18 protein-coding genes are annotated in these 21,351 nt (G+C 71.1%); 8 read left to right on the forward strand and 10 right to left on the reverse strand.

The features are described 5' to 3' along the window. The 10 genes from ABGB14_RS15605 to ABGB14_RS15650 all read right to left on the reverse strand — a co-directional run. Positions 1 to 935: cytochrome P450 (locus ABGB14_RS15605; RefSeq protein ID WP_347644360.1), on the reverse strand; the 935-nt coding region annotated here is incomplete at its 3' end. Positions 936 to 1,250: 315 nt separating this feature from the next. Next, positions 1,251 to 2,885 (reverse strand): extracellular solute-binding protein, encoded by a 1,635-nt coding sequence (locus tag ABGB14_RS15610; RefSeq protein WP_347644361.1) that lies wholly within the window; start codon positions 2,883 to 2,885, stop codon positions 1,251 to 1,253. Positions 2,886 to 2,931: 46 nt separating this feature from the next. Then, on the reverse strand, positions 2,932 to 3,807 hold the full coding sequence (locus ABGB14_RS15615) for a carbohydrate ABC transporter permease (RefSeq protein WP_347644362.1): 876 nt from the start codon (positions 3,805 to 3,807) through the stop codon (positions 2,932 to 2,934). Next, a complete protein-coding gene (locus ABGB14_RS15620; RefSeq protein ID WP_347644363.1) occupies positions 3,804 to 4,796 on the reverse strand; it encodes an ABC transporter permease subunit in 993 nt (330 codons plus the stop codon). The genes ABGB14_RS15615 and ABGB14_RS15620 overlap by 4 nt, the downstream gene beginning before the upstream one ends. Further along, on the reverse strand, positions 4,793 to 7,156 hold the full coding sequence (locus ABGB14_RS15625; RefSeq protein ID WP_347644364.1) for a glycoside hydrolase family 3 N-terminal domain-containing protein: 2,364 nt from the start codon (positions 7,154 to 7,156) through the stop codon (positions 4,793 to 4,795). The genes ABGB14_RS15620 and ABGB14_RS15625 overlap by 4 nt, the downstream gene beginning before the upstream one ends. Before the next feature lie 506 nt (positions 7,157 to 7,662). After that, positions 7,663 to 8,445: a SigB/SigF/SigG family RNA polymerase sigma factor gene (locus ABGB14_RS15630; protein WP_347644365.1), complete on the reverse strand. Its 783-nt coding sequence runs from the start codon at positions 8,443 to 8,445 to the stop codon at positions 7,663 to 7,665. Positions 8,446 to 8,615: 170 nt separating this feature from the next. Beyond that, positions 8,616 to 10,238 (reverse strand): heparinase II/III family protein, encoded by a 1,623-nt coding sequence (locus tag ABGB14_RS15635; protein WP_347644366.1) that lies wholly within the window; start codon positions 10,236 to 10,238, stop codon positions 8,616 to 8,618. A 124-nt stretch (positions 10,239 to 10,362) separates the two neighbouring features. Then, entirely contained in the window at positions 10,363 to 11,358 is a 996-nt protein-coding gene (locus tag ABGB14_RS15640; protein WP_347644367.1) for a hydroxyacid dehydrogenase, read from the reverse strand. Between the two features lie 8 nt (positions 11,359 to 11,366). Then, positions 11,367 to 12,401, reverse strand: a complete 1,035-nt coding sequence (locus tag ABGB14_RS15645) for a LacI family DNA-binding transcriptional regulator (RefSeq protein WP_347644368.1) — start codon at positions 12,399 to 12,401, stop codon at positions 11,367 to 11,369. Beyond that, on the reverse strand, positions 12,398 to 12,592 hold the full coding sequence (locus ABGB14_RS15650) for a hypothetical protein (protein WP_347644369.1): 195 nt from the start codon (positions 12,590 to 12,592) through the stop codon (positions 12,398 to 12,400). The genes ABGB14_RS15645 and ABGB14_RS15650 overlap by 4 nt, the downstream gene beginning before the upstream one ends. A gap of 219 nt (positions 12,593 to 12,811) precedes the next feature. Here ABGB14_RS15650 and ABGB14_RS15655 point away from each other — a divergent pair, with 219 nt between their 5' ends. The 8 genes from ABGB14_RS15655 (at position 12,812) to ABGB14_RS15690 (ending at position 21,340) form a co-directional block, all read left to right on the forward strand. Further along, positions 12,812 to 14,095, forward strand: a complete 1,284-nt coding sequence (locus ABGB14_RS15655) for a sugar ABC transporter substrate-binding protein (protein WP_347644370.1) — start codon at positions 12,812 to 12,814, stop codon at positions 14,093 to 14,095. Then, positions 14,092 to 15,069, forward strand: coding sequence for a sugar ABC transporter permease (locus ABGB14_RS15660; RefSeq protein ID WP_347644371.1), 978 nt, complete (start codon positions 14,092 to 14,094; stop codon positions 15,067 to 15,069). The genes ABGB14_RS15655 and ABGB14_RS15660 overlap by 4 nt, the downstream gene beginning before the upstream one ends. Continuing rightward, a complete protein-coding gene (locus ABGB14_RS15665) occupies positions 15,066 to 15,887 on the forward strand; it encodes a carbohydrate ABC transporter permease (protein ID WP_347644372.1) in 822 nt (273 codons plus the stop codon). The genes ABGB14_RS15660 and ABGB14_RS15665 overlap by 4 nt, the downstream gene beginning before the upstream one ends. A gap of 77 nt (positions 15,888 to 15,964) precedes the next feature. Continuing rightward, the gene (locus ABGB14_RS15670) at positions 15,965 to 16,957 is read left to right on the forward strand and encodes a hypothetical protein (protein WP_347644373.1); all 993 of its coding nucleotides are present in this window, start codon (positions 15,965 to 15,967) and stop codon (positions 16,955 to 16,957) included. 54 nt (positions 16,958 to 17,011) lie between these two features. Then, positions 17,012 to 17,956: a hypothetical protein gene (locus ABGB14_RS15675; RefSeq protein ID WP_347644374.1), complete on the forward strand. Its 945-nt coding sequence runs from the start codon at positions 17,012 to 17,014 to the stop codon at positions 17,954 to 17,956. Beyond that, the gene (locus tag ABGB14_RS15680; RefSeq protein WP_347644375.1) at positions 17,953 to 19,047 is read left to right on the forward strand and encodes an FAD-dependent oxidoreductase; all 1,095 of its coding nucleotides are present in this window, start codon (positions 17,953 to 17,955) and stop codon (positions 19,045 to 19,047) included. Before ABGB14_RS15675 ends, ABGB14_RS15680 begins: the two co-directional genes overlap by 4 nt. Then, positions 19,044 to 20,270: a cytochrome P450 gene (locus ABGB14_RS15685; RefSeq protein WP_347644376.1), complete on the forward strand. Its 1,227-nt coding sequence runs from the start codon at positions 19,044 to 19,046 to the stop codon at positions 20,268 to 20,270. The genes ABGB14_RS15680 and ABGB14_RS15685 overlap by 4 nt, the downstream gene beginning before the upstream one ends. A gap of 677 nt (positions 20,271 to 20,947) precedes the next feature. Further along, positions 20,948 to 21,340, forward strand: coding sequence for a MerR family transcriptional regulator (locus ABGB14_RS15690; RefSeq protein ID WP_347644377.1), 393 nt, complete (start codon positions 20,948 to 20,950; stop codon positions 21,338 to 21,340). Positions 21,341 to 21,351 lie beyond the last annotated feature (11 nt).

Consider the following 21,351-nt stretch of genomic DNA (forward strand, 5'->3'; position numbering starts at 1 on the left):
GGAAGCGAGCAGATCACCATCGCCCCCGCGGGGATGACCTGCCCGGCGATCTCCACCTCGGCCGTGGTGGAGCGGGGCGGAGGCGCCTGCGAAATGGACAGCCACCGCAGCAGCTCTTCGACGGCGGACTCGATCAGCGCCGGGTCCTCGCGGATCAACGCGAGCTGGTCCGGATGCCGCAGCAGGGCCAGGGTGCCCAGCCCCAGCATGTTCGAGGTGGTCTCGTGCCCGGCCAGCAGCAACTGCCCGGCCACGCCGATGAGCTCGTCGGCGCTGAGATCGCCGCCGTGCTCGCGCACCAGCATGCCCAGCATGTCCTCGCCCGGATCAGCCTGCGCCCGGGCGACCAGACCGGCCAGATAGGCGCGCTCCTCCCGCCGCACCGCGGTCAGCTCCTCCACCGGCAAGGAAACATCCAGCAAGCGCGTGGAACGCTCCTGGAACTCGAACCGGTCGGCATCCGGCACCCCCAGCAGCTCGCAGATCACCAGGGACGGCACCGGCAGCGCGAAGTGCGCCATCAGGTCGGCCGGCCTGCCCGCCCCCTCCAGACCGTCCAGAGCGGTCTGGACGATCTCGGTGATCCGCGGCTCCAGCCGGCGCATCCGGCGCGCCGTGAACTCGGCAGTGAGCATCCGGCGCAGCCGGGTGTGCTCCGGCGGATCCAACCCGATCAGCTGCCCGGCACGCATCCTGGCCACCTCATCGGGATCCAGCGCACCCGCTCCGCGAAGCGGCGTCAGGGCACTGCTGAACCGGGCCGGATCCGCCAGCACCCCGCGGACGTCCTCATGCCGGCAGACCAGGTACCCCGGCAGACCCCAGGCCGTCCCCACCCGCACCACACCCTCGCCGTCGCGAGCCCGGGCCAGTTCCTCTGCCGGGTCGAGCCCGTTCCGCCGAAACTGCAGCGGCACCTCTTGCGCATGCGTCATCGTCCGTCCACCCGTCCTGTGATCGATGCCCAGCGTCTTGCGCGGTGTGAACCGCGGCCCCGAGACGGCGCACGCGCCAGGAGCCTCGACGCGGAAGGCCGGAGCAGTTGTCGCTCATATCCAGGTGACGAACGGCCGGCCTTCCGGGGGACACCCCGGACCCGGGGAACGGCGTTCAGGGGCCGCGACAGGCACACGGTGGCATGTGCCGTACGTCTGCGGACCCCTGATGCCCCAGGTCAGGTAGTGGGTTCTAGCTGATCCGACGATTCCGCTCCGCGGGCGCTTCGCTCATCGGGAAGGCCCGGGCTCCACTCAGCCGTGTTCCTTCTTGAACCGCTCGTAGGCGGTGTTGACCAGGTTGATGTAGGAGGCCATGTTGTTGCCCTCCAGTTCCTTGACGTAGGCGTCCCACTCGCTGAGGTCGCGCTCGCCGAGGATGAACTTGAGCGTCTGCTGGGTGACGAAGTCCTTCAGCGGCGTCTCCCACAGCGTGGCCTGCTCGCGCTCCTCCTCCTTCAGCGGGTGGGGCGGATCGACCGGCCAGGCCTTCCTGGCGTTCATCACCTTCTGGAACTCCAGCTCCTCCTCGGAGAAGGTGGACTCCAGCAGCTTGGTGGGGCCGCCGTAGGCGAACACGCCGTTGGAGAAGCCGAAGTCCTTCTGCAGGTGCTTGGAGGCGTCGGGGTTGAGCCCGACGAAGTCGACGTCGTCGGCCAGCTTGTAGCCGCCGGAGGCGTCCTTGGTGTGCGTCGTGCCCTCGACGCCCCACTTGGCGAACTCCAGGCCCTGGTCGGAGTACCAGAGCCAGTCGACGAACTGCATCATGGCGACGAAGTTCTTGTGCTCCAGCGCCTTCTTGGAGATCATGACGCCGTTCTCGAGCCGGGTGCCGATCTTGTAGTCGCCGACGGGGCCCATGGGCACCGGGATCTTGGCGATCCTGGCGTCGGGGTTGGCCTTCGTGAGCGCGCCACGGAACTCGTTGACCAGGGTCTGCGCGTTGGTGCTGATCACGAACGACTTGCCGGAGATGAGCTTCTGGTCGGCCTGCTCGTCCTGCTGGGTGAAGGCTTCGGGGTCGAGCAGCTTCTCCTTCACCAGCTTGTGCAGGTACTCGATCATCTGCTTGTACTGCGGCATGGCGCCGGTGTAGACGAACTTGCCGGCGGTGGCGTCCCAGAAGGCGTGCTGGTACTCCCAGCCGCCCTTGGTGCCGTAGGCCTGGGCGACGAGCTTGAGCAGGTTGCCGCCGGGCGTGGGGATGCCGAACCGGTCGGTCATGGGATAGAGATCGGGGTATTTGGCCTTCATGGCCTTGAGGACGGTGTAGAGCTCCTCCCAGGTCTTCGGGACCTCCAGGTCGAGCTCCTCCAGGATGTCCATCCGGACGGCGAGGGTGTAGTCGACCCAGACGTTCTCGTGCAGGCCCGGCAGCAGGTAGATGCGGCCGTCGGCCTGCCGGAGCGTGTCGAGCTCCGGCTCCATCTTCCACTTGGCGACCTTGTCCTTGAAGTTCGGCATCAGGTCGAAGTACTCGCTGACCGGCAGGACCGCGCCCGAGGCCACGAAGGCCTCCTCCTGCGGGTGGTACGTCTTCGGGATGATGAGCGGGGCGTCCCCCGCGCCGATCATCAGGCTGCGCTTCTTCTCGTAGTCGCTCAGCGGCACCGCGACCGGCTTGAGCGTCACGTTCGTGCGCTTGGTCAGCTCTTCCCAGAACAGCCAGTCGTTCTTCAACGGGTAGAACGGGTGGTTGTTGTAGAGCACGTCGAACGACAGCGGCTCGGTGGCCTTGAACTGCTGGCTGACACCGTAGTTGGCCATCGCGCCCGCCTTGTTCGCGGACTGGGCGCTCTGCTTCGGGGCTTCGTCCTCGCCGCAGCCGGCGAGGACGAGGGTGAACGCACCCAAGCCGATGATCGCCTGACGCCGTGATAGTTCGCGCATTGGGGTTCCTTTGCCGTGTCCGGGGGGTTGTAGAGGCGTGAGGAGGCTAACCCTTGACCGCGCCGAGCATGACTCCGGAGACGAAGTACCGCTGGACGAAGGGGTAGACCGCGAGGATGGGCAGCACGGTGAGCATGATCGTCACCGACTGGATGTTGGCCGCGACCTGCGTGAGGTCCGCCGCGCCCGCGCCGGCGTTCTCGGCGCCGGTGGCGCCCGCGATGATGTTGCGCAGATAGACGGTGACCGGGAACAACTCCGTCCTGTTGAGGTAGAGGAACGCCGAGAACCACGAGTTCCAGAACGAGACCGCGTAGAACAGCACCATCGTGGCGATGACCGCCTTCGACAGCGGCAGCACGATCCGCCCCAGGATGCCGTAGGTGTTGAGCCCGTCGATGGCAGCGGCCTCTTCCAGGTCGCTCGGCAGGTTCTCGAAGAAGGCCTTCATGACCAGCAGGTTGAAGACGCTGATCGCGTTGGGCAACACGATGGCCCAGATGGAGTTCGTCAGCCCGAGGCTGTTGACCAGCACGTAGTTGGGGATGAGGCCGCCGTTGAAGAACATCGTGAAGACGGCGACCCAGATGAGGAACGTCCTGCCCTTGAGGTGCCTCTTGGACAGCACGTACGCGTAGCAGGTGGTCAGCACCATCGCGATGGCGGTGGCGACGACGGTGTAGACCACGGTGTTGCGGTAGTTCGTCCAGAACATCGGGTCCGCGACCACGATCTGGTACGTCGTGAGGTTGAACCCGCGCGGGATGAGGTTGACCTCGCCCGACAGGATGTACCGCTCCTCGCTGAAGGAGCGGGCGACGATGTTGACGAACGGATAGAGCGTCACGATCACCACGCCGGTCAGGACGACGGCGTTGACCACCTGGAAGGCCCGGTAGCCCCGGCTTCTGTCGAGTGTCACCACAGGCTCGTCCCCACTGCTCGACGGGAGATCAGGTTCGCCGACAGGATCAGGGTCAGCCCGATGAGGGCCTCGAACAGGCCGATCGCGGCGGCGTAGCTGAAGTTGCTGGACTCGACACCCATCCGGTAGAGGTACGTGGAGATCACGTCGGCGGTCGGATAGGTCAGGGGGTTGTAGAGCAGGAGCACCTTCTCGAAGCCGACGGCCATGAACGTGCCGATGTTGAGGATCAGCAGGGTGACCGCCGTCGGCCGGATGCCGGGCAGGGTGACGTGCCAGATCTGGCGCCACCGGCCGGCGCCGTCGATCCTGGCCGCCTCGTAGAGCTGCTCGTCGATGGTGGTGAGGGCGGCGAGGTAGAGGATCGTGCCCCAGCCGACCGTCTGCCAGATCTCCGACGAGATGTAGATCGTCCGGAACCACTCGGGTTTCTGCATGAACGTGATGGGATCGTCGCCGAACGCCCGCACCAGCTGGTTGACCGGCCCGTCGATGGCCAGCGTCTGCATGACGATGCCGGCCACGACCACGATCGACAGGAAGTGCGGCAGGTAGGACACCGACTGCAGGAACCTCTTCAGACCGCGGTTGCGGACCTCGTTGAGCAGCAGCGCCAGCACGATGGGCAGAGGGAAGCAGAACAGCAGGGTGAGCCCGCCGAGGATCGCGGTGTTGGTGAAGACGTTCCAGAACGTGGGGTCGTTCAGGAACAGGTTCACGTAGCGCAGGCCCACCCATTCCTCGCCCAGCACGCTGCCGCCGGGCTCGAACTTCCGGAACGCGATCACGTTGCCGATCATGGGGGCGTACCGGAAGATCGCGAAGAACAGCAGCGGGAGGATGGCCAGCGAGTACAGCTGCCAGTTGCGGCGGAACGCCCCGCTCCAGGAGGTCGAGGTGCCGGCGGGCCGCCGGCGGCGGCGGACGGGTGACCGGGCCTGCCTGGTGTCCGGTGGCGGGTTCACGGTCGTGGGGGTGCTGCTCATCCTCTGTCCTCCGGTGCGATGCGCTCGATCCGCGCCCGTGGCCGCAGCCGCCGCTCGTGGCCGACCTCGCGCACGTCGCCGGTCAGGCGCAGCGGCACGGCCGCGACCACGTCGGCGCTCGACCGCGCGAAGCGCAGCTCGACCTCGCCCGGCTCGACGATGCGCCGGCCGCGCACCCCGGTGAACGAGGTGACGTCGGCCGGCACGCCGAACGTCACGCGGGCGGCCTCGCCCGGCTCCAGCGGCACGCGGGCGTGACCGACCAGGCGGACCACGGGGCGCGTGGTCTGCGCGACCGGGTCGTGCAGGTAGAGCTGGACGACCTCGGTGCCGGGCCGCGGCCCGGCGTTGCGGACGGTGACCGCGACGCTCACCTCGCCGTCGACCGGCCAGGCGGCCGGCTCGCCGGGCTCCGTCACGTCGCTCCACTCGAACGTGGTGTAGCCCAGCCCGTGGCCGAACGGGAACGCGGGGGTGGGGTCGACGGACGACACCTGGGAGCGCCGGCCCAGCCACGGCGACAGGTAGGTGGCCGGCAGGCCGCCCGCGTCGCGCGGCACGCTGACGGGCAGCCGCCCCGACGGGTTCACCGCGCCGGTGAGCACCTCGGCCAGCGCCTGGCCGCCGCGCTGGCCGGGGAAGAACGCGTACACGATGGCGGCGGCGGCGTCCGCCTCCTCGCCCAGCGCGTACGGCCGCCCGGCCAGCAGCACGAGGACCACGGGGGTGCCGGTGGCGAGCACGGCCCTGACGAGCTCGGACTGGACGCCCGGCAGGCGCAGGTCGGTGGCGTCGCAGCCCTCGCCGGAGGTGCCGCGCCCGAACAGCCCGGCCCGGTCGCCGACGGCCAGCACGCACACGTCGCTGGCGGCGGCGACCGTGGCGGCGGCCGCGATGCCGGAGGTGTCGTCGCCGGTGATGTCGCAGCCGGGCGCGTAGGCGAGGCGGGGCACCAGCGCACCCAGGGCCTCGCGCAGCGAGGGGATCTCCAGCCCGAGCCCGTGCTCGGGGTGGGCGCCCACGTGCGCGGGGAAGGCGTAGCAGCCGAGCATCGCCATCGGGTCGTCGGCGACCGGCCCCACGAGGGCCACCCGCCGGCCGGGCGCCAGCGGCAGGATGTCGCCGGTGTTGCGCAGCAGCACGGCCGACTCGCGGGCCAGCCGCAGGGCGATGTCCTGGCTCTCGGGGTCGTCGAGGCGGAGCCGGTCGGCGCCCTCGGGCAGGCACTGCCAGCCCTCGTCGAGCAGGCCGAGCTCGGCCTTCTGCGTCAGCACCCTGCGCAGCGCGCGGTCGACGAGCTTCTCGTCGACCGCGCCCGCCTTCACCGCCTCGATCAGCGGCTCGCCGAAGGTGTCGACGGTGGGCAGTTCGACGTCGATGCCGGCGCGCAGGGCGAGCCCGGCCGCCTCCGCGGCGTCGGCGGCCACGCCGTGCAGCTTCTGCAGGAACCGGATCGCGAAGTAGTCGGCGACGACCGTGCCGGCGAAGCCCCACTCGTCGCGCAGCAGCCCGGTCAGCAGGCCGTCGTCGGCCGCCACGGGAACGCCGTCGATCTCGGCGTAGGAGTTCATCACCGACCGGGCGCCGCCCAGGCGCAGCGCCATCTCGAACGGCGGCAGGACGACGTCGGCCAGTTCCCTGCGTCCCATCGGCACGGGGGCGAGGTTGCGCCCGCCGCGCGAGGCGGAGTAGCCGGCGAAGTGCTTGAGCGTGGCGACGACGCCGGCGCCCTCCAGCCCGCGCACGTAGGCCGCTCCGATGGTGCCGACCAGGTAGGGGTCCTCGCTGACGGTCTCCTCGGTACGGCCCCAGCGGTAGTCGCGGGTCACGTCGAGCACCGGCGCCAGGCCCTGGTGCACGCCGGCCGCCCGCAGGGAGCGTCCGATCCGCCCGGCCATCTCCTCGACCAGCCCGGGGTCGAACGTCGCGCCCCAGCTCAGCGGCGCCGGGTAGACGGTCGCCCGCCAGGCGGCGAACCCGGTCAGGCACTCCTCGTGCACCTGGGCCGGGATGCCGAACCGGCTGGTCGCCACGATCTCGGCCTGGGAGGCGGCCAGGGACCGGGCGCCGGCGACGGGGTCGACGGGCGCGGTGCCGTACGGCCTGGTCAGCTGGCCGAGCCCGTGGCGGATGACGGTGCTCCACTCGGGCCCGCCCGCCATCTCGGTCTGGTGCGGGGCGACGCCCTCTCCCGAAGCGCCGGCGCCGACCCACACCCCGACCAGCTGGGCGACCTTCTCCTCCAGCGTCATGAGCGGGATGAGGGCCTCGGCTCGCTCGCCGGGGGACAGCCCTGGGTCCCGCCATCGCGTGCTGTCGTCCGGCGTGGGGGACGTGTCGATCGCTCCTTGGCCCGTCATGCCATCCCTTCGGGCTTCCCACGGCAACATGCCACGCGCATTGCGGTATGTGAAGCCGAAACTTTCAAGGAAAAATGCTTAATATTGCGGCAACATAAGGGGCCTCGCGGAAAACTGTCAAGAGTGTCGTCAACTGCTATGTTGCAGATCTGACCGGCCCATGAGGCCCGAGCTCACCGGCTTTGCCGGACGTTGTGCGGCAATAACTTTCCTGAAACTTTCGGAGCAACGTGAGGGTGCCGTGACATGGACACATCCGGACGCATCGATCAGGGAGAACCGTACTGCGAATGCCGCGATCACCGTCACCCCCGGACGGCGTTCCGCTGCCGGATCGGGATGTGACCGCCGGCCCGGCGCGAGCACCGGCTCGGGCCGGGCGGCTCTTCCGGAGGTTCGCGGAGAGCGCGGGCGGCTGCGTCCTCGGCCGTCATCCCGCGCGCGACATGACTCCGCCCACCGGCACGGGCATGAGCACGGGCGGCCGGTGGGCGGAAGCGGGGCGGTCAGTCCTGCAGGGCGGTGCGCAGCTTGGTGAGCACGGCGCGCAGGATGCGGGAGACGTGCATCTGCGAGATGCCGAACTCCGTGGCGATCTCCGACTGGGTCATGTTGCCGTAGAACCGCATCAGCAGGATGTTGCGCTCACGGTCGGGGAGCGCGTCGATGAGCGGCTTGATGGCGTGCTTGCCGAGCATGTTGTCGAGCGAGTCGTCCTGCGCGGGCAGGAAGTCCCCCAGGTCGGCCGCGTCGTCCTCGCCGCCGACCGGCGCGTCCAGCGACAGGGTGCTGTAGGCGGCGGACGCGTCGAGCGCGAGCAGCACGTCCTCCTCCGAGATGCCCATCTTGCCGGCCAGCTCGGCGACCGTGGGGGCGCGGCCGAGGGTCTGGGTGAGCTCGCTGGTCACCTTGTTCAGCTCCAGGCGGCGCTCCTGGTAGACCCGCGGCACCCGGATCGCCCACGTGCGGTCGCGGAAGTGCCGCTTCACCTCGCCGACCATCGTGATCATCGCGTAGCCGCGGAAGTCGTGCCCCAGGGTGGGGTCGAATCCGTTGATGGCCTTCATCAGGCCCACGTACGCGGCCTGGCGCAGGTCCTCCATCGGCTCGCCGCGGTAACGGTAGCGGCGGGTGACCTCGCCCACCAGAGCGTCGTACATGGCCACGACCCGCTCACGGATCCGTACCTTGCGCAGCTCCGGCGTCTCGGGCCGGTTCATCTCGGTGAGCAGCTGCTCGGCGGTCATCTCTTCGAGTGTGATCTCCAGGACGGCCATCTGATGCTCCAAAGGTCAGATCATGGCGGCCCCTGCAGACGCGAAAAAGCCCAGGCAGAGGCACGCCACGTATAACGCGTGGGTCGAAGCCCTCTGCTGGACTTCTGGATCAGAGTATTCCCCATTCGGGGGCATTAATCAACATATCGCGCTACAGATTCGCTCCTTTGCTTCAGCGACCGTCAACGCACGGTGAAGACGAAGGTATGCGGGCCGGACGGGACGGCGGCGGTCAGGCGCACGCGGTGCACCGTCTCCGGCACGCCGTCATGGCCGCGTACCTCCAGCTCCTCCGCCTGGGCCCGCCACGGGGGCGGGACCTCCAGCACCACCGGCCCCCAGCCGACGGAGCCGTGGCCCACCTCGGGGCGCAGGCGGGAGACGAACAGCTCCGCCACCGGGCGGTCGCCGCCCGCGAAGGCGAAGGTGTCGGTGAGCTCCAGCCGCCCCGGCCGCCAGGCGAAGGCGCGGGTGAAGCGGATGAGCCGGGGCGCGTCGTAGGCGGCCGTCAGGTCCAGCGTCCAGTCCACGGTGTCGTGGCCGGCCGCGTACCGGACGGTCTCGGCGCGGCGGTCACGGCCGGGGCGCTGCCCGTTGCCGTCGATCAGCGGGATCGAGTGCCACTCCGCCGAGGCCTGCGGCACCGCGTAGCGGCCCGCGCCGAAGTAGTCGCGCGTGTACTCGGGGGCGCCCAGGTCGTCCAGCACCGTCCTGCCGTGGACGTGGAGGACGAAGTGGCCCAGGTCGAGATGGTTGTGCGGCTCGTCGTTGTGGCCGCCCTTGGCGGCGAAGGCCGTGCCACCCGCCCTGGCGACCACGATCGCGGCGTCCGGCAGGCGGTCGCACGGCGCCGGCGGGGTGCGCGGCGCCCGTGTCGCCCGTGCCGCCCACCACAGGGTGCGGCTCAGGTGGGCCCAGCGGTAGCAGGGGTCGTCGTGGAACGACGGCTCCCGCCCCTGCGGAACGGGCACGCCCAGGCGTCCGGCCAGGCGCTCCAGCAGACCGGCCGGGTAGGCGCCCGTGCCGGAGGAGTCGGCGAAGGCCGGGCGCGCGCCGCCGCCCAGGTCGATCCTGGCGGGGTAGGCGGCCATCTCGCGTACGTGGGGGTCGTCCAGCAGGTCCCTGCCCGTGCGCTCGCGCAGCGCCTCGGCGAAATAGACGAAGTAGCCGAAGCCGTAGGACCAGTAGTCGGGCCCCTCCAGGCAGGCGCCGTCCGGGCCCGCGCCCGCCAGGAACGACTCCAGGGCCCGCTCCAGGCGGGGCAGCAGGGCCGGCAGGTGCTCGGAGTCCAGCGCCAGCGCCGCCATCCCGGCCGCGCCCGCGCAGACGGCCGCCCAGTTGTGCCCGGCCGACTCCCACCACAGGGGAGGCGCCTCCTCCCGGAGCGGGCGCAGGACCCTGCGCTCCACCTCCTCGCGCACCCGGGCCCGCACCCGGGGGTCGAGGTGCTCGCCGAGCAGGCCCACCGCCTCCGCCAGGGCATGGCCGGTCTCGGCGGCGAACAGGTCGACGAACGCGTTGACCGGGCGGTCTCGCGGCTCGTGGGCCGGCAGCACCCAGGTGTGCTCGTCGCACACCGACCACAGCAGGTCGTCCAGCGCCGGGTCGGGGCGATCGTCCAGGTGCGCGGCAAGCATGAGGGCGGCCAGGCGGCGACGGCGCTCGAAGTAGACCCGCTCGTAGGCCTGGCGGTCGCCGGTGTCCGCGTAGCGGCGCCACAGGGCGAAGGTCAGGGCGGGGAGGGGCTCCGTACGCGCCCTGGCGGCCTCCTCCCGCGCCTGCCGCACCAGCGCGTCCGGGCTCATCGGCCCCTCCCCCGCGTCCGCCGCACCAGCGCCTCCCGGCTCATCCGCTCCTCCCCTGCCGTGCGGAATCCCGTACGGCCCGCCCCGGACCCTCCGCGTGCGCGGGAGACCCGCCGCGGCGGCATCAGGCGATGCGGTGCAGGTCGGCAGGGCGGACGGCGCCACGCAGCGGGCGGCCGCGGGCGAGGCGTTCCACCTCCGCCACCGCGAACTCCCCCAGCCGCCGCAGCTCCCGGCCCCTCGCCCCGCTGATGTGCGGGGTCACCAGGACGTTGGGCAGGGCGAGCAGCGGGTGGCCCGGGGGCAGCGGCTCGGGGTCGGTCACGTCGAGGACGGCGCCGATGCGGCCACCCGCGCAGTGGCGTACCAGGGCGTCGGTGTCGACGAGGGCGCCGCGGGCGGTGTTGACGAGCACCGCCCCGTCGCGCAGGAGCGACAGCCGCCGGTCGTCGAGCAGGCCGCGCGTCTGCGGCAGCTCGGGCGCGTGCACGGTGAGGAGCTCGGCGCGCCGGCACAGCTCGTCGAGGGGGACGAGGCCCGCGCCCAGCGCGGCGGCCTCCTCAGGGCTCGCGTACGGATCGCTGAGCAGGATGTCCGCGCCGTGGGCGCGCAGCCGTCCGATGACCAGCCGGCCCACCCGCGAGGCGCCGACGACCCCGACCACCGCGCCGGCCAGCCCGCCGCGCTCCCCCGGCGTGGCCACGCCCGGCAGCGCGTCGCCCGACCAGCCGCCGGCGGCGTACGCGCGGGCGCGGACGAACGCCTGCTTGGCCGCCAGCACCAGCATCGCCAGCGTGAAGTCGGCCACGGGCACCGCGTTGGCCTGCGCGGCCGAGGAGACGACGATGCCCCGGTCGAACACCTCCGCCGTCAGATGGCCCTTGACGCTGCCCGCCGCGTGCACGACCGCGCGCAGCCGGGGCGCGGCGGCCAGCACGCCGGCGTCGATGCGCGGGCAGCCCCAGCCGGTGATCAGGATGTCGGCGTCGAGTGGCCCGTCGAAACGGTCGATGACGCGGTCGTGCACCCGGGCCACCAGCGACAACCGGCGCCGCAGGTCCGGCGGGAAGAGCTCGGGCAGCAGCGGCGGCCGCAGGGCGAAGGCCGCGAGCGGGCTCATCGGGAAGGTCACCGCGGGCCGAGCGGCCGGACCGAGCCGCGTACCACGATGTGGGTGCCGAGGATCAACGGGCCGGCGCCCACCCGGCCGAGCGCGAGCCGCACGGCGGCCCGGCCGAGCTCGTCGTGCGGCAGGTGCACGGTCGTCAGGCGCAGGTCCTGCGCCGGCGGGACGTCGTCGTAGCCGACGATCGAGATGTCCTCGGGGACGCGCAGCCCGTGCTCGTCCAGCGCCTGGATGGCCCCGGCGGCGACCAGGTCGTTGCCGGCGAAGACGGCGGTGAAGCCGGGCGGCCCCTCGGCAAGGCGGCGTTTCATCGCGTCGTAGCCGGCCTCCCGCGAGAACTCCGCCTCGACCTCCAGCGCCGGGTCGGCGGGCACGCCGTGCTCGGCCAGCGCGCTGCGGTAGCCGGCCACCCTGCTCTCGGAGGTGGTGTGGCCGGGCCGCAGCCCGAGGTAGAGGATGCTGCGGTGACCGGCCGAGAGCAGGTGGGCGGTCACGGCGTGGGCGCCGCCGGTGTTGTCGTAGCCGACGACCAGGGCCGGCACCCCCTCACCCAGCGGCGGGCGGCCGCACAACACCAGGCGCGAGCCCGCGGCCGCCAGCGCGTGCGCGTACTCCGTCATCCGCTTGCGGTAGTCGTCGTCCAGGATCACGCTGCCGACCAGGATGACGGCCTCGGCCCGATGCTCGCGCAGGAGCCGCACGATCGACAGCTCGCGGCCGGGGTCGCCGCCGGTGGTGCAGATGAGCGACAGCCGGCCCTCGAGCGCCGCCTGCTCCTCCACGCCCTGGGCGATGTAGGCGTAGTAGGGCATGGCCACGCTGTCGACGACGATCGCGATGGCGCCGGGGCGGGCCGCCGACAGGGCCCTGGCGTGGGCGTTGGGGACGTAGTCGAGCTCGCGCACGGCCCTGACGACCTTGTTGCGGGTGGCGGCCAGCACGGGGTAGTCGCTGGCGAGCACCCGGGAGACGGTGGCCACGGACACCCCGGCCCGCCTGGCCACGTCACGGATGGTGACCCGGCCGGACGGGGTCACGTGGCCTCCCCGGTGCGGAGAGCCGCGGTGACGGCGGCCCCAGTGACGGGCCCGGTGACGGGCCCGGTGACGGGCCCGGTGACGGGCCCGGTGACGGGCCCGGTGACGCCGACGCCGGGCGCGCGCGGCGCCACCCGCTCCCGGGCCTGGCCGGTGCACGCGCGGGCGGCCCGATCGGGCGGCAGTCTCACGGCGAACCTCCAGACGGGTAACCGGTTACATGGCTGATGCCCGCGACGCTAAGAGATCCACCACGGTCCGTCAAGGCCAGCTCCAGCAGCTTTGTAACAAAAAGTTAACAGCGCATTGACGCCACCTGCCGACGCGTCTAGCGTCCGCCTCACGACGTCAGAAGTAACCGGTTACCTCGCATCGGCACCGATCTCATTCCCCCACGAGAGGTGGCCTCGATGGACAGACCACTCACCCGCCGCGGACTGCTCAAAGGATCCGTGCTCTTCGTCGCCGGCGCCGCCGTCTCCGCATGTGGCGGCGACCCGCTGGCCAAGACCAAGACCCCGCCCGCCACCGGCAACGCCAAGATCACCCTCAACCACTGGTACCACGAGTACGGCGAGGAGGGCACCCAGCAGGCGGCCCTGCGCTACGCCGCCGACTTCACCAAGGCCAACCCCGACATCGCGGTCAAGGTGTCGTGGATCCCCGGCGACTACGCCACCAAGTGGACGGCCGCCGTCCTGACCCCCGACGGCCCCGACGTCTACGAGGTGAACGACGTCGGCCCCAACATGGTCAAGGCCGGGCAGGTCACACCGCTCGACGACGTGCTCGGCGCGGAGAAGTCCGACTTCGACCCCAAGGTGCTGGCGCCGTACACGTGGGGCGGCAAGGTCTACGCCGTGCCCATGGTCGTGGACCCGATGCTGGTGTTCTACCGCAAGTCGCTGTTCCAGAAGGCCGGGGTGGCCGTGCCGACGAGCTTCGCCGAGTTCGCCGCGGCGGCCAGGAAGCTGACCACGGGCAGGCAGAAGGGCCTGTTCGTCGGCAACGACGGCATCGGCGACCTGGGGATGCTGGTGCCCTGGTCGAACGGCAACCTGCTGGTCGACGACCGGAAGATCATCTACGACGACCCGAAGGTGGTCAAGGCGCTGACCGCGCTCAAGGACCTGTACGACAGCAAGGTGACCCTGCAGGGTTACTCGACCGACTGGTGGGACCCCGGCGCGCTGATCACCGGAGCGGCGGCCATGCAGTGGGTCGGCATGTGGGCCGTCCCCGGCATGACCGCCGAGCTGGGCGACGACTTCGCCTCCTTCCCGCTGCCGGCCTTCGGCCCCGGCGGCCGGCAGGTGGTCAACATGGGCGGCTGGGTGCAGGTCGTCAACGGCAAGAGCGCCCACCTGGAGGCGGCCACGAAGTACGTGCGCTGGTTGTGGGTGGAGAACACCGCCGCGCAGACCGACTGGAACCTCGGCTACGGCTTCCACATCCCGCCCCGCACCAGCGCCGCGAACGCGGCGGACAAGCTCAGGACCGGTCCGGCCCAGGCGGTGATGGAGGCCGCGAACACGCACGGCGTCAAGCAGCCCGCCCTGTGGACCCCCGAGGTGGAACAGCCCTACACCGACGCGGTCACCGCCATCGTCAAGAAGGGCGCCGACCCGGCCAGGACGCTGGCGGAGGCGGCCAAGCGGTCCCAGGACATCCTGGACAAGGTGCCCGCGCTATGACGACGACGGCCGCGCGCCCCCGCGCCGGCGGGCCCCACCGCGCCCGCGCGCGGTGGGCCTCCAGGTGGCCGGCCTGGCGCGCGTTCGTGCTGCTCACGCTGCCGATGGTGGCCGGGCTCCTGCTGTTCAAGTACGTGGCCATCGGCTGGGGCCTGCTGCTCAGCTTCAACGACGCGCGCGGCACGATCAGCCTCGGCTCGTGGAACGGCCTGGACAACTACCGGCGGCTGCTCGGCGACCCCGCCTTCACCAGATCGCTGGTCACCATCCTGGTGTTCACGCTGTTCATCGTCCCGGTGACGTTCGCGCTGGCGCTGGGCCTGGCGGTGCTGGTCAACCGGCTGCGCGGCGGCCGGGCGTTCTTCAGGACCACGTTCTTCATCCCGGCGGCCGTCTCGTACGTGGTCGGCGCGCTCGTGTGGAAGATGAGCCTGTTCAGCGGCACGCCGTCGGGCGTGGCCAACAGCCTGGCCTACCTGCTCGGCCACGAGGACTCGATCGGCTGGGTGGCGACCGTGGACCCGCCGCTGTACTGGATCGTGCTGGTCACGGTCCGGCTGTGGCTGCAGACGGGCTTCTACATGATCCTTTTCCTGGCGGGCATCCAGCAGATCCCCGCCCAGCTGTACGAAGCGGCGCGGGTGGACGGCGCGCACACCGAAGGGCAACTGTTCCGGCACATCACCTGGCCGATGCTGCGCAACACGTCGGTCGCGGTGACGCTGCTGCTGATCATCAACGCGTTCCAGGCGTTCGACGAGTTCTACAACATCCTGGCCTCCAACCTGTCGGGGCTGGGCGGCGCGGACGGCAGGACACCGCTGACCTACCTGTTCCAGACGGCGCTCGGCGAGCAGAACTACGGCGCAGGATCGGCGGGGGCGTTCGTCGTCACCCTGCTGATCGTGGTGTTCACGCTGCTGCAGGGCCGCTTCGCCGGGTTCGGCAGGACCGCCGAGGAGGAGGGGCGATGAGGAGACGGCATCCGGGCTCCTACGCGGCGGCGATCGTCTTCGCGGTGCCGTTCCTGCTGCCGTTCTACCTGCTGATCCGCAACGCGCTCATGACCAGGCGGGAACTCGGCTCGCTCGAATGGCGCTGGTGGCCCGAGGAGATCAGCTTCCAGGGCTTCGCCGACGCCTTCGGCAACGAGGCGGTGCCGCTGGCGCACGCCCTGGTGAACTCCACGCTCATCGCGACGATCTCCGCGCCGCTGTCGACGCTGCTCGCGTCGATGGCCGGGTACGCGCTGGCCCGCATCCCCGTGGCGGCGTCCAGGCCGGTGTTCTTCTTCATCATCGCCACGATGATGGTGCCGGGCGCGGCCACGTTCATCCCGACGTTCGTCGTGGTCGGCTCGATGGGCGGGGTCAACACCCTGTGGGGGCTGATCGCGCCCGGCCTGTTCAGCGCGTTCGCCGTGCTGCTGTTCCGCGGCTTCTACCTGCGTTTCCCGCGCGAGCTGGAGGACGCGGGCCGGGTGGACGGCCTGGGCTTCCTCGGCCTGTACGCCCGGCTGGCGCTGCCGAACTCCGGCGCCCTGTTCGCCTCGCTCGGCATCCTGTCCTTCATCGAGCACTGGAACGCCTTCCTGTGGCCGCTGGTCATCGGCCAGGACCCGGAGTACTGGACCGTGCAGGTGGCGCTGTCCACCAACCTCAACCAGCAGGCGGTCAACCTGCCGGCGCTGTTCGCCGGCGCCCTCGTGGCCATCCTGCCCCTGGTCGCCCTCTTCCTCATCGCCCAGCGGTGGATCGTCAGGGGCGTCCTGCTCACCGGCATCAAGGGCTGAACCGGCGATCCACCAGGACGCGGCCCCGCCCGGAATGGCCTCGCGGGCGGGGCGCGGCCTTGGTTACATTTGCGTACGTGTCGGAACCTCTTGAAGTGGTGTGCGACGAGTCCGGCGCGGAGGGCGAGAAGCTCGTCGGCGGCAACACCGACGTGTTCGCCCACGCCGCCGTCCTGATCAGCCGGCGGGCGGCGGAAGAGTGCATCGGCGAGCTGCGCGAGAGGGCGCCCACCCCGGCCAGCCAGTACGCGGCCGCCCACGTCCTGCGCGACAAGCACCGGGCCACGCTCAGGTGGCTGCTCGGCCCGTCGGGTCCGCTGCTCGGCCGCGCCCACGTCTTCCTGGCCGACAAACCCTTCCTCGCCGTACGCAAGATCGTCGCCCTGCTCGACGCGGGCCACCCGCCGGGCATCGACCTCGACCTCGGCCCGCTCTCCGCGGCCAGGGCGCTCACGCTCCACCGCGAGGGCCCGCGCGCGTTCGGGGCCACGCGGTGGACGTCCTTCCTCGACTCCTTCAACTACCTGCTGCGCGCCAAGAACGGCCAGGGCGTCACCATGTCCGCCGACGACGCCTTCCTCCTGGTGGACGAGCTGCGCGGACCCGGGCCCGCGGGCGAGATCATGGAGCTGCTGTGGCAGGCCAGGCCGCGGGTGGCCGCCTTCAGGGAGCGGCTGCTGGAGGCCCCGCACGTCTTCCCCGCCCTCGACCCGCTGATCCCGGCCATCGTGCGGGCCGTGGAGTTCTGGCACCGCGGCGGCGAACCGGTCCGGATCGTGCACGACCGGCAGACCACCCTCACCGACGAGCGCGTCGCCCAGCTGCGGGAGATCCTCGACGGCCGGCTCGCCGGGCTGCGGCTGGCCGAGTCGTCCCTCGACGTCCGGGTCCAGGTCGCCGACGTCATCGTGGGCGTGGCCCGCAGGATCGCCGAGGACGAGCTGGCGGGGCGGGGCGATCCGGTGCTCACCGCGCTGTTGCGGCCGTACGTCGACGAGCGCTCGATCTGGAGCGACGCCCGGATCTGGGCGCCGCTGGGGCAGCACCCAGATGCGGTCATGTCCGGGTAAATACCCTGACCACGCCCTGTTTCGCCACAAAATGCGACGATACAGTGACGTACTGTGAACGAGACTAAGCGTGTGGAAATAACCTGGCCCAGCCTCGGCATCACCGTGGCGGCCCAACTCGACGAGCGCAACCCCGCCCTGGCCCAATGCCTGTGGGACGCGCTCCCCTACCGCAGCCTGCAAGGACACGCCCTGGTCGCGGGATACCACCTCTACCACGTGGCCCCGGTCCACTCGCTGCTGCACGCCCCCGCGGAATACCGCGTGGACCGCCGCACCGTGCCCGACGGCACCCTGTTCTGCTCGCGCCTGCAGCACCTGGGCATCAAGTACGGCGAGCTCACCGAGCCCATGACCGCCACCCCCGTCGGCCAGGTCGCCGAAGAGGACCTCGACGCCCTCACCCAGGCCGGCCACGAGGTCTGGAACGCCGTCTACACCACCAAGGAACCCGTCATCGCCGAAGTGCGCCGCGCCGGCGGGGACGGCGGCCACGTCCTGCCCCGGCTGCCCATCGGCGACCCGCAGCTCAACGAACTCGTCAAGGACGTCCACGCCGAGACCCAGCGCATCTGGCTCGACCCGCCCCGCGAGCTCGTCGACCTCCACGAGGGCCGCATCCCCTCCGGCGCAGGCAGCTACGAGACCGTCCTGACCACGCTCCTGTTCGTCAACGGCGAGACCCGCCCGCTCGGCTACAGCTGCTACGGCGGCCTCGTCCGCGCCGCCCTCGACGGCATGCCCATGCCGTGGCTGCGCCAGATGACCCGCCAGCTCGCCGCCACACCCGCCGAGTTCCTCGGCTACTGCGGCCTCGACACCCTGTGGGACTTCACCCAGCGCCTCCTGTCGGGCCTGGAGCGCCTCGACAGCCACGAGGACTTCATCTCCGTCATGGCCCACATGGCGCTCTACTGCAACTGCCTGGGCGGCTGGAACCTGCACCTGTTCCCCTGGCAGGCCGGCGAGAGCCTGCGCGCCGTACGGGAGCCGGTGTGAACGGCGGCTCCCGGGTGGTGGTGGTCGGCGGCGGCGTCATCGGCCTGTCGATCGCCTACCACCTGGCCGAAGCCGGCGTCGACGTCACCCTGCTCGAACGCGGCACGCTCGGCTCCGGCGCCTCCCGCGCCACCGCCGACGTGGTCCGCTCCTACTTCGCCGGCAACCCCGTCAGCTCCGCGCTGGCCGTACGCAGCCTGCAGGCCTACCACGCCTTCCCTGACCGGCCCGGCACCGACCTGCCCCTGCGGCAGGTCGGCTACCTGATCCTGTTCACCGAGCCCGAGCAGCTGTCCGCCTTCCAGGCCGACCTGCCCGCCCAGCACGCCGCCGGCGTCGACGTCCGCCTCATCACCGCCGAGGAGGCACGGGAGCTCAACCCCCTCGTCGGCGACGACACGCCGCTGCTGGCCGCCGCGTACTCGCCGCAGGCCTACATCTCCGACACCACGGCCATCGTCACCGCCTACGCGCAGGCGGCCGAGAAGGCCGGCGCCGTGCTGCGTACCGGCTGCCCGGTCACCGGCATCGACGCGCAGGCCGGCCGCATCCGCACGGCCAGCGGCGAGATCGGCGCCGACGCGATCATCTGCGCCGCCGGCGCCTGGTCGGCCTCGCTCGTCCGCTGCGCGGGCGTCGACCTGCCGCTCACCGAGCCCATCGAGCAGGAGCTGCTCACCACCGACCCGCTGCCGCCCGGCACGCCCGACGTCCCGGTCACCCTGCACGCCGCCACCGGCCTGCTCATCAGGGTCCGCGACGACCGCATGCTGATCGGCATGGGCTACCCGGGGCCCGACCGGGAGGCATGGCGGCGCGAGGTCGCCGACCGGGTCGCCGACGTCTACCCGAGCCTCGCGGAGCTCGCGCTGCACACCGCCGTCACCGGCCTGCGCGACGCCAGCCCCGACCGCACCGCCTTCATCGGCCACCAGCCGGGCCCTCCGGCGTTCCTGTACGCCACCGGCTTCTCCGGCCACGGCCTGTGCAACGCGCCCGCCGCCGGCGAGCTGGTCCGCGACCTCTACCTCGACCAGGACCCCGGCTTCGACGTGACCGCGCTGGCGGTCAGCCCACGACGAACGGGATGACCATGACAGACGACCACCGCTTCATCCTCGACCCGGCCACCCCCGACCTGCACGGCGACGACGACCGGCTGCGCGCGGCCGGGCCGCTCGTCCCGGTGACCGCGGAAGGCGTGCACACCTGGGCCGCCACCCGCTACTCCACGCTGCTGGCCGTGCTGACCCACCCGGACCTGTCCAGGGAGCTGCGCTACTGGAAGGACCGCGACAGCGCCCCGCCGGGCACGGCCATCACCCGCATCGTCACCGACACCTCGATGCTCAACGCCGAAGGCGACGAACACCGCAGGCTGCGAGCCCCGCTGACCGCCGCGTTCACGCCCCGCCGGCTCAAAGGGCTGCGCCCGAGAATCGAGGAACTCACCGCCGCACTCATCGACCGGCTCGCCGCGATGCCACCCGGCCGGCCGGTCGACATGCGCAAGGAGTTCGCCTACCCGCTGCCCCGCGACGTCATCTCCGACATGATCGGCATCCCGGCCGGGCACCAGGAGAGGCTGCACGAGCTCACCGACGCCGTCGCGCAGGTCGGCGGCAGCCTCGACGACACACCCGACCTGCGCCAGGCCCTGCACGTGCTGCTCGGCCAGATCATCGACGAGCGCCGCGACAGCCCCGGCGAGGACCTCATCACCGACCTGATCACGCTGCGCGAGCAGGACGGCGGCCGGCTCTCCAACGAGGAGCTGTTCGCCACCATCGAGCTGCTGTTCATCGCCGGCCACGTCACCACGGTCAACCTCATCACCAACGCCATCGGCGCCCTGCTCCACGTGCCCGACCAGGTCGAGCTGCTGCGCGCGGGCAAATGCCCCTACAGCGCGGCCGTCGAGGAGACCCTGCGCTGGGACTCGCCGATCGCCTACTTCCCCATGCGCTACGCCCGGCGCGACGTCGAGATCGACGGCGTGCGCGTGCGCGCCGGGGAGCCCGTGCTGGCCTGCTTCGCCTCCGCTGGACGCGACCCTGACCAGTACGGCGAGGACGCCCACCTGTTCGACCTCACCGACCCGCCGGCCACTCACCTGTCCTTCGGGCACGGCCCGCACTTCTGCCTCGGCGCGCCGCTGGCCCGCCTCGAGGCCGAGGTGGCGCTGTCCGCGCTCTTCGACGCGTTCCCGGAGATCGCGCCCGCCGTGCCGGCCGAGGAGCTGCGCCCGCTGGACACCCTGCTCGGCAACAGCACCCGCACCATGCCCGTCCTGCTGGGCCCGCGCGCACAGTGACCAGCCGCGGGCCCGGCGCTATTCGCAGTCTCGTGCTACTCCTGCTGACGCGCCACCCAGCGATCCGCGACGGCGCTCCTGGCGCCGCCCTCGGCCTGGGATTCTGCCCCGTTCTGGCGTCGATCATGTCGGGGTGAGGTCCGGTACCCCTCCTTCGCGAGCAGAAAATCTGTTGTCGTCACGGTAGACATTCGCGCCTGTAGGGGATAATGTTTCTGACATCGCAAGGGACGGATCCACGAGGGCAGCGCAGAACGAGCACCATGACGAACTGCCCGGACGGACGTGGACAAGCAGTGGGAAACACGAGGAAAGGCAGGAAGGCAGAAGGTCGGACTGCCGCGGCCAGTGCGGTTGGTAGAGGGCCGGGGCGGTGGACGCGCTGCCGTTGCACAACGTCGACGCAGGCTGTCGGCGCAGGAAAAACCGGAAAGGAGTGTTGAACGCCATCAGGATCGCCCGTTGCCGGCTGGATGTCATCGCCGCACGGGTACCGCAGCTCCACGAACAGGACGGTGGTCTACGGTCACGATTACGCGATCCCCGCACCCCGCCTCAGCTGGCGGACATCTGCGGAAGAAGTGAACCGGCCGGATGGCCGGTCGATGGTGTTAAACCTCATTCGGGCCCCGGCGCATCCATGCGCCGGGGCCCCTGTTCGCATTCGGGAAGGTTAGATGGATCAAACACACCAGGTGTCACCCTCCGGGCGAAACCCGCACCACCGCGCACAAGACACGGCGGCCGGCAAGGCGGCCGCCGCCTCCGGCAGTCCCGAGCAACGGCTCGATGACGACGACTACCCGGCCTACAGCATGGGCCGGGCGGCCGAGATCCTCGGCGTCAGCCCGGCGTTCCTGCGCAGTCTGGGAGCCGCCAAGCTGATCGAGCCGCTGCGCTCCGAAGGCGGCCACCGCCGTTTCTCCCGCTACCAGCTCCGCCTGGCCGCCCGTGCCCGCGAACTTGTCGATGCGGGCACTGCCTTGGAGGCGGCCTGCCGCATCATCATCTTGGAAGACCAGCTCGCCGAGGCGCTGCGCATCAACGAAGAACTGCGCCAACGTAACTGACCACCGCATTC

It is taken from the genome of Nonomuraea sp. B10E15 (assembly GCF_039871615.1).
In the GTDB taxonomy this organism is placed as follows: Bacteria; Actinomycetota; Actinomycetes; order Streptosporangiales; family Streptosporangiaceae; genus Nonomuraea.